The organism is uncultured Treponema sp., from assembly GCF_934725225.1.
Classification (GTDB): domain Bacteria; phylum Spirochaetota; class Spirochaetia; order Treponematales; family Treponemataceae; genus Treponema_D.
Genome location: NZ_CAKVAM010000001.1, coordinates 352,738 through 365,972 on the forward strand (window position 1 = coordinate 352,738; position 13,235 = coordinate 365,972).

Genomic DNA, 13,235 nt, shown 5'->3' on the forward strand with positions numbered 1-13,235 from the left:
GCCCAAATTAAGCTTTTGCAATTTTGCGCTGTACGGAAAATGAAAATTCCGTACAGCACGTTTTTATTTAGTTTTTGTAAGCATCGTTGTGAACGCCGCTAATGGCTCTTCCGCTCGGCTCGTCCATTTTGCTCCAGGCTTCGTCCCATTCGAGAGCTTTTGCTGTTGAACAGGCGACTCCGGCTTCATGCGGAACTGCAAGTGCTGCGCTTTCGCTTGGGAAGAGATTTGAGAAAATTTCCCTGTAGTAATATTCTTCCTTTGTAACAGGAGTATTTACCGGGAATCTTTTTGCTCTCTGGGCGAATTCTGCGTCCGAAACTTTTTGCGCTGTCATTTCCTTCAGTGTGTCAATCCAGCTGTAGCCTACACCGTCGCTGAACTGCTCTTTTTGTCTCCAGCAAATATCCGGCGGAAGAATGTCTTCAAATGCCTTGCGTACAATCCATTTTTCAATGCGCTGTTTTCCGTTCGGAAGTTTTATGTTCATTTTGTCAAGCGGATTCAGGCTCATTGCAATGTCGATAAAATCTTTGTCAAGGAAAGGAACGCGGCCTTCAACTCCCCAAGCTGCAAGAGATTTGTTTGCGCGCAGGCAGTCGTAAAGGTGCAGTTTGCTCATTTTGCGCACAAGCTCTTCGTGGAACTCGCGGGCATTCGGCGCTTTGTGGAAATACAAATATCCGCCAAAAAGCTCATCGCTTCCTTCGCCGGAAAGAACCATTTTTATTCCCATTGATTTTATGACGCGGGCAAGCAGATACATTGGTGTTGAAGCGCGCACTGTTGTAATGTCGTAAGTTTCAATGTGGTAAATTACATCTTCAAGGGCATCCAGAGCTTCCTGAATTGTAAAGTGAACTTCGTGGTGAACAGTTCCTATAAAATCAGCGGCTTTTTTTGCTGCGATTAAATCCGGACTGCCTTCAAGTCCTACTGCAAAACTGTGAAGCTGCGGCCACCAGGCATCTTTTAAAGAGCCGGTTTCAATTCTTTTTTTTGCGAATTTTTGTGTGATTGCAGCAATTACAGTTGAGTCAAGTCCGCCTGAAAGCAAAACTCCATAAGGAACATCGCTCATAAGCTGCTGTTTTACGGCTTTTTCAAGTCCGTCGCGAACATTCTGAATCACGTCTTCGTTTATGATTTCTCCTTTGTCATCTGTCGCGCGTTTTGCATTTTCTACTGCGCTGAATTTTTCCCAGTCGCGTTTGTACCAAAGTGTCGGCTTTTCGTCTTTTGAATAGAAATAATGTCCGTTTGGAAATTCTTCTATAGAAACCATGTTCTGTCCTTCAAGAGCCTTTAGTTCTGAAGCAACATAGTAACGCCCCTGCTTGTCCCAGGCCTGATAAAGCGGAATAACGCCGATTTCGTCGCGGGCAATTAAATAAACGTCTTTTTCTGAATCATAAAGCGCGAATGCAAAAATTCCAGAAAGTTCTTCTATCATTTTGCAAAAGCCGTTTTCTTCTGCTCTGTATTTTTTGTAAAGCGGAATTATAACTTCGCAGTCGCTTTGTGTTTTAAAGCTGTATTTTCCTGCAAACTGCCTGCGGATTTCCTGATGATTGTAGATTTCACCGTTTGCCGCAAGAATGATTTTTCCGTCATCGCTAACAAGCGGCTGTTTTCCAGAAAGCGGATCTACAATAGAAAGACGCTCGTGGCTTAAAATCGCATTGTTTCCAGTGTAAACTCCGCTCCAGTCCGGTCCCCTATGACGAATTTTTTTAGACATATCCAGAACTTGGGAACGAAGCTGTTCTTTTAAGCCTTCATCAATCGGCTGCGAGCCGCTGTTTAAATCAAATGCGCCAACAAATCCACACATAAATAACCCCTTTTTCAATTAATTGGCAAAAAAAAAGACGCCTGTTCTGAGGGCATAGAAATACCCAAAAAACAGACGCCATTGTCTAAAAACAATATATTGATTTTTTAAATTTATGTCAATTCTTAGATTGAAAATTGAAATTCCTTTTGCTTTCCATTATTCTGTTTTTGACAAAAAAATAACGGGCTGCCCTAAGGAGGAGAAAGACAGTCCGTTTATGAAGCGTGTTGACTTCATTTTGTCGTTTATTTACTGCTGGTTATAATTTACATGAAAACTGTAATGCAGTCAATGGTTTTGAAGAATTTTTTAGAAGTTTTTTATAAATAATGCGGTATTTCGCAAGGAGTAACATTTTATGTCAAAAAAGGTCGGAATAATCGGCGCAATGAGCGTTGAACTGGAGCTTTTAAAGTCAAAACTGGAAGAAAATCCGGCGGTAACCAAGGCTGTCAGAATGACATTCACTGAAGGAAAAATAAACGGAATTTCTGTAGTTCTGGTTCAGTCTGGGGTTGGAAAAGTGAACGCGGCTTTGTGCGCCCAACGGCTGATTCTTCAATTTGGATGCACGCATATAATCAACACTGGAATTGCCGGCGCAATGGCTTCTGGGCTTAAAGTTTTAGACTTTGTTGCTTCCACGGATGCGGTTTATCACGATATGGATGCAACTGGATTCGGCTACAAAAAAACTGAAATTCCGCAGATGAAGTGCAGTGATTTTCCGGCGGACAGCAAAATGCTTGAAGCGGCTCGTTCTGCATTTAAAGAATTTCCTGCGGAACATAAGCTTGTGTTCGGGCGGATTGCCACAGGCGATCAGTTTATAAGCGACAAAGAAAAAAAATCCGCAATTCAGGAAACTTGTTCTCCGGCTTGTGTTGAAATGGAAGGAGCTGCCGTTGCCCATGCTTGCTGGATAAATGAAATTCCGTTTGTGATTATCCGTTGCATGAGCGACATGGCGGACGATGACGGAGAATCAACTTACAGCTTTAACGAAAACGAAGCGGCTTCATTGAGCGGCTCGCTTGTTTTGTCCATGCTTGGCAGATTTTAACTGCATTTAATTCTTTTTCTTGCATTATATTGCTAAATCTTCCCATTTGTTGTAAAAATAAAACTTCAGCAATTTACAATAAATGGAGATGTTTTAAATGAAAAAATCATTTTTTGCCGTTGCGCTTTTTGCTATTTTCGCAGGTTTTCTTAACGCCGAACATAAAATCACGAAGTTTGAAATTCAAGGCTTAAAGCGCACAAAAGAATTTGCAGCCCAGCGCGACTTAAAAAAATTCATTGGAAAAGAAGCTTCTGCGGAAACTTTGCACAGCATAGAAAATTCGCTTCAGGCGGACAATCTTTTTACAAACATTTCAATTGAATGCGAGCCTATAACCGAAAATGAAACTTGCGTGAAAATTTCACTTGAAGAAAAAATGTCCATTTTGCCGCTTCCGATTGTTGCCGTTAACGACGGAATTTTTTCTGCGGGCGCGTTTCTTATTGATTCAAATGCGATGGGCTTGAAGGATTTTTTTATTCTAGGCGGAATTTTTTCGCGCGACAACATTTCTGGAATGGCATTTTTTTCACGTCCGCCAAAAGGCTCGGCTTTGGGATTTTCAATTTACACAGGAATTTCAAAATCAGACACGGAGCTTGTTACAACAAAAGATGATTCAGTTTACGATTTTGGCTCTCTTTCTTTCCGCGGAAGCCTCGGCATTTCCAAAAAATTCTTTGACTGTTTTTCTGCGGAACTAAGCACAGGGTTTGGAATTGTAAAAATTGACGACTCGGACGAAATTAAAGGCGAGATTGAATCTGAAAAAGTATGGGAATCTTCTGCCGCAATAGATTTTAAATCTGCTGACTGGAACGGCATTTTTATGTCTGAAAAATCCGCAGCCGCAAAAGCTTTTGTTGACGTTACGCCTTGCAGGGATGTTTTTAACGGATTTGAGCTTAAAATAAAAATTCAGCAGCCGATTCTTGACAAGCTTAGGATTGTACAGTCCGCATCTTGTTTTTACGAATTTGATGCTCCGATTGCTTTTTACACTGGCGGACGTTCAGCTTCTGTGAGCCTTTTTCCTAGCGAATTTTCTTCTGATTCAATGGCGGGACTTTCTCTTGGGCTTGAATATGCCGCGCTCAAGACAAAAATAGGCCTTTTTTCTGTTTATGCGGTTTACCAGACGGCGCGCGCAAAAGACTTTGACAAAACTTGGGTTTTTAATCAGGGAACTGGCGGCGGAATGAAAATGTACCTTTCAAAAGTTGCGTTTCCGGCTTGTTCAGTCGAAGTAATTTACAATATTACAGAAAAAGAATTCAGAACAGGCTTTTCTATAGGAATGTCGATGTAAGTTTTTTACTGAAAATATATTTAGACTGAATGCCGAATTTTTTATTTTACTGCTAGGTTCAGTTTCGAGTTTTAAATTTTAGTGTCATTATCGGGCTTGACCCTGCGATGTTTCTGAAAGAAACTCGGTTGATAATCCGCTGGCATCAAGCCCGGCAATGACATATAACCACATAAAACATGTGTGTTTAAATGAACAGAACCCCGGTTGCCCGGGGTTCTGCCGTTCACTTTCGTGAACTAAAGGAGAGAGTTTTATCAGCTTTATAAGCTGATTAAAATATACATCATTCCATTTTCTTTGTCAACAGTTTTTAAAAAAATTTTTTAATTTTTTTTACTCGCTTTTGATGGCAATTTTCTTTTCTGTGGAATCTTCCTTGCGTCCGATTTCAATAGAAAGAATGCCGTTTTTGAATGTTGCGTTCACTTTGTTGGCATCAATGTCTTTTGGCAAAGTAAATGAACGCTTGAACTGGCTGTGCCTTGTTGTGCGTTCGCGCAGAATGTAGTAAACATCGTCAACTTTTTCTTTCTTTTCGCCTGAATCAGACTTTGCGTTTTCAACAGAAGAAATTGTAAGAACATCGTTTTTAAGCGTTATGTCTACATCTTTTTCAGTTTTTCCAGGCAAATCCATAGAAAGCACATAGCTGTCTTTTTTCTGCACAACGTCTACTTTCGGGGCAAAAGCTGCTTCGCGGTAGCTTGGCAATGCAAATCCGTCATTTCCAAAAAGTGAATCTAAAAGTGAAAGTTCGTTCATATAAATCTCCTCGCTGGTTTTACAGCATTATTTTAATTTTTTTCGTACTGCCTTTCAGCCGTACACTAGATATGTAGCAGAATGCGTGCCAAGTAAGGAAAGTCAGTAATTTTCTGTAGAAATGCCTTTTTTGTTTGTTTTTGGCTGATTATCTGCGTTTTGTTTTATATTTGATTGAAAATTTGTGCTATGACCGCTGAATTTTCCCTTTTATTTGAATTTTTTTGACGCAGAAAATAAAATCATTTTGGTGAAATCTGGGAAATTTTGGCTCAAATTAGGGATGTGAAATTTCCGCGCGGATTGGAAAAAACTGGCGGATTTTTTTTGTGTTTGGTTGAATATCGAGTTTTGATAAAATATTTTACCAAACTGCTATTCCGGTGCTAACAAATTTGTCATTGCCGTGCTTGACACGGCAATCTACTGTAAAAATTTGATAGATTATCGGGTCAAGCCCGATAATGACAGTAAATTTTAAAATTCGAAATTGAACATATTTAATAAATTGCATTTCTTGTATTTCTTTTGAAAAAATTCAAATTTTAATTTGCAATTCTTGCTGATATTAAAAACATTTGTTGACGATACAAGAAATTACCATTATAATTTTCTTCACATATATATATGGAGGACATAATGGCTAAGACCAAATATGTTTATTACTTTGGTGATGGCGACGCAGAAGGCGATGAATCAATGCGTCCAATCCTCGGTGGAAAAGGTGCAAACCTTGCTCAGATGGCAAAGAAACCTTTGAGCCTTCCTGTTCCATCTGGATTCACAATTTCAATTGATGTTTGTCAGGAATACTACAAATTAGGCAAAAAGTATCCGGCAGGACTTGATGCAGAAGTTGCTAAGTATCTTGCAAAGCTTGAAAAGTCAATGGGCAAAAAGCTCGGCGATGCAAAAGATCCTCTTCTTGTTTCAGTTCGCTCAGGCGCTGCAGAATCTATGCCTGGTATGATGGACACAATCCTCAACCTCGGTCTTAATGACAATTCAGTTCTTGGTCTTGCAAACAAAACACAGAACCCGCGCTTCGCATGGGATGCATACCGCCGCTTTATTCAGATGTACGGCAACGTTGCAATGGGTGTAGATCACGACAAGTTCGAAGAAATCATCGACGAAGTTAAGTCTCACCGTGGAATTACACAGGATACAGATCTTACTACAGAAGAACTTCAGGAAATTGTTTCTAAGTACAAGGCAATGTACAAGAAAGAAAAGGGCGAAGACTTCCCGCAGGATCCACACAAACAGATGTGGGGAGCAATCGGAGCTGTATTTGGTTCTTGGATGAATCCTCGTGCTATCACATACCGCAAGCTCAACAACATTGATGAAAGAGTTATCAAAGGCACAGCCGTAACTGTTATGGCAATGGTATTCGGAAACATGGGCGACACATCAGGAACTGGTGTTTGCTTCAGCCGTGATCCTTCTACTGGTGTTAACGAATTCATGGGTGAATACCTTATGAACGCTCAGGGTGAAGACGTTGTTGCTGGAATCCGCACACCTCAGCACCTTTCTCAGCTTGCTGAAACAAATCCAAAGATTTACGATCAGCTTTGCAAAATCCGCGCTCGCCTTGAAAAGCACTATCACGATATGCAGGATATGGAGTTCACAGTTCAGGAAGGAACTCTCTATATGCTCCAGTGCCGCAACGGAAAACGCACAGGACCTGCAGCTGTTAAGATGGCAGTTGACATGGTTGCAGAAAAACTCATCACAAAAGAGCAGGCTCTTCTCCGCGTAAAGCCAGATCAGCTTGACCAGCTTCTTCATCCGCAGTTCGAACCAAAAGCACTTAAAGCTGCTGCACCAATCGCAGAAGCCCTTAATGCATCTCCTGGAGCTGGAGCCGGACAGATTGTATTCACAGCAGACGAAGCTGTTGAATGGAACAAGGCTGGAAAGAAAGTAATGCTCGTTCGCAAAGAGACATCTCCTGATGACATTGCAGGTATGTACGTTGCAGAAGGAATCTTGACATCTACAGGCGGACGCACTTCACACGCTGCTGTTGTTGCACGTGGCATGGGAACTCCTTGTGTTTGCGGTTGCGCGGCAGTTGTATTCGTAGACAAAGAAACAGTAAAGATTGGCGACAAGACTTTCAAGAAGGGCGACAATATTTCTATTGACGGTTCAACTGGTAAAGTTTACGCAGGTCTTATTCCTGTAGAAGAAGCAAAAGTTTCTGGCGACCTTGAAACATTCCTTGGCTGGGCTGATGAAATCCGCGCAAAGTCTGTACGCAAAACAGCTTCTGGAAAGACTGTAAAAGGATTCGATGTTCTTGCAAACGCAGAGCAGAACGAAGCTCCACAGGCATTCAAGTTTGGTGCAAACGGTATTGGTCTTTGCCGCACAGAGCATATGTTCTTTGAAGAGCCAAAACTTTCTTCATTCCAGAAAATGATTATTTCTGAAAACACAGAAGCTCGCAAAGAAAACCTTGCAAAGATTCTTCCGCTTCAGGAAAAAGATTTCTACGGAATCATCAAGACAATGGGCGGACGCGCTGTAACAATCCGTCTTCTTGACCCGCCTCTTAACGAGTTCATTCAGGCTGCTACAGATGTTGAAGCTCAGGCGCTTGCTTCTAAGCTCGGAGTTTCTGTTGCAACAATCAAGGCAAAGTTCGCTGACCTCAACGAACACAACCCTATGCTTGGACACCGCGGATGCCGTCTTGCAATCACATATCCTGAAATCTACGAAATGCAGGTTGAAGCAATCGCTTTGGCAACTGCACACGCAGAAAAGGATGGAATTGCACATGATGTTCGCATTATGATTCCTAACGTAACTTCTGTAAACGAACTCAAGCAGATTCGCGCACAGGCAGAAGCTGTAATTGCAAAAGTAAACGAAGCAAAGGGAACAAACCTCAAGTTCCAGATTGGTTCTATGATTGAATTCCCACGCGCAGCTTGCACAGCAGACCAGATTGCACAGTACGCTGACTTCTTCTCATTCGGTACAAACGACCTTACACAGACAACATTCGGCTTTAGCCGCGATGACTATGGCAAGTTCATTGATTCTTACCTTGACCAGAAGATTCTCGAAAAAGATCCATTCAAGACTCTTGATCCAGACGGACCAGGCGCTCTTATGGAAATTGCAGAAGCTAAGGGACGCTCAGTAAAATCCGACCTTCACCTTGGAATCTGTGGAGAACATGGTGGAGACCCAGATTCAATCGCTCTTTGCTACAAACTTGGTCTTAACTACGTTTCTTGCTCACCATTCCGTGTACCAGCTGCACGTCTTGCTGGAGCACAGGCTGTTATTAAAGCTGCTGCCGCTGCAAAAGCTGCAAAGGCACCAGCAAAAAAGCCAGCAACTGCAAAGAAAGCTGTAGCAGAAAAAAAGACTTCAACAGCAAAGAAGCCGGCTGCAAAAGCACCAGCAAAGAAAGCTCCTGCTAAAAAAACAGTGGCAAAGAAGCCGGCTGCAAAAGCACCAGCAAAAAAAGCTCCTGCTAAAAAAACAACAAAGAAATAATTTTCATTGATGTTTAGCGGCTAAATGCTAACTTCCCCTCTAGGAAACTGGAGGGGATTTTTTATGCCCTTAACATAATTCTTCTTTTTTACTAAAATCAAACATATATGAAATCAATTTCTAACTTTCATACGCATACAGAGCTTTGCCATCATGCGAAAGGACAGCCGGTTGATTATGTTAATCAGGCTATGCTTGAAGGCTGCACTGCTTTGGGATTTTCTGACCATTGCCCTTATCCGGAAGATTTTTTTGACTACTGGCCGGAAATACGAATGACAACAAAAGAAGCTTCTGAATACAGCGAATGGATTGAAGAGGCAAAGGAAGCGGCGGCGTTTCCTATTTACCAAGGATATGAATGTGAATGGGAAGAATCATATTCCGGCTGGTACGATGAGCTTAAGGCGAACTTTGGTGCGGATTACCTTGTTCTTGGCTCGCACTGGGTTACAGACGATTCAAGCCATATTTATATTCCCGATGTTGAAAGTCCTTTACTTTTGAATAAATATATTGACCAGACTATAGAAGGAATGCGGAGCGGCCACTTTGCTTTTCTTGCCCACCCGGATTTGTTTATGGCAGGCTACAAGGAATGGGACGACCAGTCAAAGGCTTGCAGTCAGGCAATTTTGGACGCGGCTTCTGATTTGGATTTGCCTATTGAAATAAACGGACTTGGAATAACGAGAACTCCGAATCAAACAAAGCGTGGAATGCGCTACCCTTATCCTTTTGTTGAGTTCTGGGAAATGGCTTCCCTTACGAATGTCCGTGTAATCTGCAATTCAGATGCGCACAATCCTCAGGATGTTATAATGAACGCTTGGAAAGCTAGGGATTTTGCAAGCCGATTTGGAATTGAGCCTTTGGAGCTTCCAGATTTCTGTACTGATTAAAAACAAGAATTCCGCTTTTCCTTGAATTTATCAGACTGAACTTTTGAGGGCGGTTTATAAAAATTTTTGCATCTGGAAAGTTCTTGCAAAAAACTGTTTCGTAAACAATGCCGTCCACAAGGTTTTTGCTGAACGCTTCTGCAAAAAGTTTTTTTCCGCCGATTAAAAAAATATCGTCCGGGCAAAGAAAATCAAGCGCATTTAAAGCTTCTTTAATAGAAGAAAAAAACATAAATTCTTTGTCTGTGTGTTCTATTTTTTGCGGGGCGGCGTTTCTTTTTATTACAATGTTCAGCCTGTTTTTAAGCGGAAAGGGCAGAGTCTTAAATGTATTGAATCCCATTATGACGGCTTTTCCTAAAGTCATCTGTTTGAAGAAATCCATGTCTTCCCTGCATTCTTTTTGAAGCTCGGGAACTTTTTTCCATGGAAGTGTTCCGTCTTCTAGCGCGAATTCTCCGTTAAGTCCTGCGGCGTAAATTGCATTCATTTTTTCATCAGCCTTTTTCTTAGTTTATAGTTCATGGAATTGCAAGGTCAAGGCTTTTTGCGTGCAAGGTCTGTATTGCCATATTTTTGCAAATCAGAGATAATGTTTAACTATGAAAATTACAGATTTTATGAAGAGGCTTTTTCAGAAGTCTGGAAACAAAAAAGAAAACTCCGGTTTGCTGGACAGAATAAACTTATCAATGAATCTTCTTGTTCAGAAATCGCAAAATTTAAATAGCCAGTTTGATGAAGAAAAAAAGCAGATAGCGGAGCTTGCCGAGGAAGCAAAAAAACTTGCCAGCTCCAATGAAATTTTTTCTGCAAAACTTGAGCAGGACATTCTTGGAAACATTACAGCCGTAAGTTCAGCCTGCGATTCTGTGCTTTCAGGAAGCAACGAGTCCGCCGTAAAAGAAACGCTTGCTTCCCTAAAAACTGTTTTGGCGCAAAGAATGGCGTTAAAGTAAATTTAACTGTCATTCCTGTGCTAAGACATTTGTCATTCCCCGATTTGACCGGGGAATCTAGCAACATTTAGATTATCAACCGAGTTTCTTTCAGAAACATCGCAGGGTCAAGCCCGATAATGACAGTAAAATATAAAATTTGATATTCAGTTACAATTTTGAAAAAACATTTCCAAGGCTTTCGTGTAGAACGAGGTTCGCAATTCCGTCGCTTGGAGTCGGGTCGCGGTTTATAAGCACGATGTTTTCTCCGCGGAAATAATGAATCATTCCAGCCGCCGGATAAACAGTGAGCGAAGTTCCCCCAATAATTAAAAGGTCTGCGCTTCCTATCGCCTTGATTGCGCCGCTTACAATTTCATCCTTTAAAGATTCTTCGTAAAGAACAACGTCTGGCTTTATAAGCGAACCGCATTTTTCGCACAGGGGAAGTCCGTCTTGGTCTGAATGCGAAGCGATATATTTTTCATCGTAAAACGCGCCGCATTTTGTGCAGTAGTTTCTAAGAACACTTCCGTGCAGCTCAAAGACATTTTTGCTTCCTGCCGCCTGATGAAGTCCGTCGATATTCTGGGTTACAACTGCCAGAAGCTTTCCCTGCTTTTCAAGTTCCGCAAGCTTAAAGTGCGTAATGTTCGGTTTTATTCCTGTAACAAGAAGCTTTTCCCGGTAGAACCTGTAGAATTCCTTTGGATTTGAATGAAAGAAAGTCGCGCTCAGTATTGTTTCCGGCGGATAAGCCCACTTTTGATTGTAAAGCCCGTCAACGCTTCTAAAGTCTGGAATGCCGCTTTCTGTGCTGACTCCAGCTCCTCCAAAAAACACAATTTTCCGGGATTTTTCTACAAGCTGTTTCAACTGTTCGATTTTTTCTTCCATAAAAAACGCCTCCGTAATTTTTTTAGCCGCAGTTTACATTTCAAGCGCGGAAAGTTCTTCCCATCTTGAGTATGCTGCTTCAAGTTCTTTTTCTAGGTCTGCGTATTCTTTTCCAGCCTTTGAAGATTTTTCATAGTCGGGGCAGGCCATAAGTTTTTCAAGCTCCGGCTTTTTGTCTTCAAGCTCAAATATGCGCTGCTCAAGCTGCTCGAATTCTTTTTTTTCCTTGAACGACATTTTGTTTTTTTTCTGATGGACTGGAGCTTTTTCCTGTTTTTCTTCCTGCTTGGATTCCGATTTTTGCTGTGCGTTTTGCTCCTGTTGAAGCTCAAGATATTCAGAGCATTTTCCCACAAAGCCTGAAACACTTCCGTCGTTTTCCATTATAAACATCGTGTCGCAGATTTTGTCCATAAAGTAGCGGTCGTGGCTTACAACTAAAAGGCAGCCCTTGAACGAAAGCAAAAACTGCTCAAGGATATTCATTGTAAAAATATCAAAGTCGTTTGTAGGCTCGTCCAAAATCAGAAAGTTCGGATTGCTGATTAAAAGCCGCACAAGATAAAGCCGCTTGCGCTCTCCGCCGCTCAAAGTTCCCACTGGCGAATGCTGAATTTTCCCTTCAAAGCCGAACTGCTCAAGAAAAAGAGGCGCGCTTAAAACTGTGCCGTCATTCATTTTCATAACGTCCGCCGCTTCCTTTATATACTCAAGGACTGTAAGCTCCGTGTTTTCAAAATGCGGATTCTGCTCGTAGTAAGCAATCGAAGTGTTTTCGCCTTTTACAACTTCGCCGGAATCTGGCTGGATTTTCTGCGTGATTATATTCAAAAGCGTAGTTTTTCCAGAGCCGTTGCCGCCGAACACGCCGATTTTTTCGCCTTTGTTAAAATTGTAGCTGAAATCCTTAAGAACCGGAAAGGCGTTTTCAGCTTTGTTTTTGCCAGAAGAAGCGAATCCTTTTTGAAAATTCTTTGTGATTTTATGAAGCTCCAGAATCTTTCCGCCGAGCCTTCTTCCTTCAACTTCAAAAGTAAAGCCCTTGTCTGCGGAAAACTTTTCGCGGTTTATCAAAGCCTGATCCCGCTGGATTCTTGCCTTTGCCTTTGTTCCGCGAGCGCAAGGTCCTCTCATAAGCCAGTCGCGCTCAAACCTCAAAACGGATTCAATGCGGCGTTCTGTGTTCGCTTCAATCTGCGCTTCTGTCTGCTTTTTTTCAAGATAAGTAGAATAGTTGCCTGTGTAAAGCTTTATCTTGTTTCGCGCAAGCTCATAAATGTTGTTGCAGACTGCGTCCAAAAAGTAGCGGTCGTGGGTTACCATAAGAACTGACCTTTTTGTTTCGGCAAGATAATTTTGAAGCCACAATATCGTGGAAATGTCCAGATGGTTTGTAGGCTCGTCCAAAAGAAGCAGCTTTGTGTCTTCAACAAGAACTTGTGCAAGCGCGACTTTCTTTATCATTCCGCCTGAAAGCTCTCCCATTTTGCGTTCAAGGTCGTTTATTCCAAGCGTGGTAAGAATCGACTTTATCTGGGACTCGTAGTTCCAAAGATTGTCCTTTTGCATTTTTTCATTCAGCGTGTTGAACTTTTGCTGGGCTTGCTGCGAGTTTGTCTTTTGAAGCTCGTCGCACGCTTCTTCGTATTCGCGGATTGTCTTGAGCTTGGGACTTTGAAATTTGAATATGTGGCTTTTGATTGTGTCGTCCTTGCTGTACAAAGGATTCTGGGCAAGAAAAGAAACACCGGCTTCCTTGTTCAAAACAACAGTTCCTTCGTCCGGGGAAAGCAGGCCAGCAATCGTGTTCAGCAAAGTTGATTTTCCAGTTCCGTTGCGTCCTATAAGAGCCGCCTTGTCTCCTTCGTTTAAGCCGAACGTTACTCCTGTAAACAAAGGTTTTTCACGCCCGATTTTTGCAAGGTTATTCACAGATAAAAGATTCATGCCCAAGATTCTAGCAGTTAAAAAGTGAATTTTCAATTGTAAT

At 41.8% G+C, this 13,235-nt stretch carries 10 protein-coding genes; 5 read left to right on the plus strand and 5 right to left on the minus strand.

The window, feature by feature from the left end; all coding sequences use genetic code 11:
- Positions 1-67: 67 nt before the first annotated feature.
- Positions 68-1,834, minus strand: a complete 1,767-nt coding sequence (asnB, locus tag Q0H92_RS01755) for an asparagine synthase B (protein WP_296011009.1) — start codon at positions 1,832-1,834, stop codon at positions 68-70.
- Between the two features lie 361 nt (positions 1,835-2,195).
- Between asnB and Q0H92_RS01760 the strand changes: the two genes are divergently transcribed.
- A complete protein-coding gene (locus Q0H92_RS01760) occupies positions 2,196-2,900 on the plus strand; it encodes a 5'-methylthioadenosine/adenosylhomocysteine nucleosidase (RefSeq protein WP_296011012.1) in 705 nt (234 codons plus the stop codon).
- A 97-nt stretch (positions 2,901-2,997) separates the two neighbouring features.
- A complete protein-coding gene (locus Q0H92_RS01765) occupies positions 2,998-4,212 on the plus strand; it encodes a hypothetical protein (RefSeq protein WP_296011015.1) in 1,215 nt (404 codons plus the stop codon).
- A 336-nt stretch (positions 4,213-4,548) separates the two neighbouring features.
- Here Q0H92_RS01765 and Q0H92_RS01770 read toward each other — a convergent pair whose 3' ends face one another.
- Positions 4,549-4,977, minus strand: coding sequence for an Hsp20/alpha crystallin family protein (locus Q0H92_RS01770; RefSeq protein WP_296011018.1), 429 nt, complete (start codon positions 4,975-4,977; stop codon positions 4,549-4,551).
- Between the two features lie 639 nt (positions 4,978-5,616).
- On the opposite strand from Q0H92_RS01770, the gene ppdK reads away from it, so the two are divergent.
- Together ppdK and Q0H92_RS01780 are read left to right on the plus strand one after the other, a co-directional pair.
- Positions 5,617-8,505 carry a pyruvate, phosphate dikinase gene (gene ppdK / locus Q0H92_RS01775; RefSeq protein ID WP_296011022.1) on the plus strand — a complete coding sequence of 963 codons (2,889 nt, stop codon included), beginning with the start codon at positions 5,617-5,619 and terminating at the stop codon, positions 8,503-8,505.
- Positions 8,506-8,612: 107 nt separating this feature from the next.
- Positions 8,613-9,407: a histidinol-phosphatase gene (locus Q0H92_RS01780; RefSeq protein ID WP_296011024.1), complete on the plus strand. Its 795-nt coding sequence runs from the start codon at positions 8,613-8,615 to the stop codon at positions 9,405-9,407.
- Here the strand turns inward: Q0H92_RS01780 and Q0H92_RS01785 are convergent.
- On the minus strand, positions 9,343-9,897 hold the full coding sequence (locus tag Q0H92_RS01785; RefSeq protein WP_296011027.1) for a dihydrofolate reductase: 555 nt from the start codon (positions 9,895-9,897) through the stop codon (positions 9,343-9,345). The genes Q0H92_RS01780 and Q0H92_RS01785 overlap by 65 nt on opposite strands.
- Before the next feature lie 112 nt (positions 9,898-10,009).
- On the opposite strand from Q0H92_RS01785, the gene Q0H92_RS01790 reads away from it, so the two are divergent.
- Complete coding sequence (locus tag Q0H92_RS01790; protein WP_296011029.1) at positions 10,010-10,366, plus strand: hypothetical protein; 357 nt, start codon at positions 10,010-10,012, stop codon at positions 10,364-10,366.
- Positions 10,367-10,516: 150 nt separating this feature from the next.
- Here Q0H92_RS01790 and Q0H92_RS01795 read toward each other — a convergent pair whose 3' ends face one another.
- Both Q0H92_RS01795 and abc-f read right to left on the minus strand, forming a co-directional pair.
- The gene (locus Q0H92_RS01795; RefSeq protein ID WP_296011032.1) at positions 10,517-11,245 is read right to left on the minus strand and encodes an NAD-dependent protein deacylase; all 729 of its coding nucleotides are present in this window, start codon (positions 11,243-11,245) and stop codon (positions 10,517-10,519) included.
- A gap of 33 nt (positions 11,246-11,278) precedes the next feature.
- Positions 11,279-13,192 carry a ribosomal protection-like ABC-F family protein gene (gene abc-f, locus Q0H92_RS01800; RefSeq protein WP_296011073.1) on the minus strand — a complete coding sequence of 638 codons (1,914 nt, stop codon included), beginning with the start codon at positions 13,190-13,192 and terminating at the stop codon, positions 11,279-11,281.
- Positions 13,193-13,235: the final 43 nt, after the last annotated feature.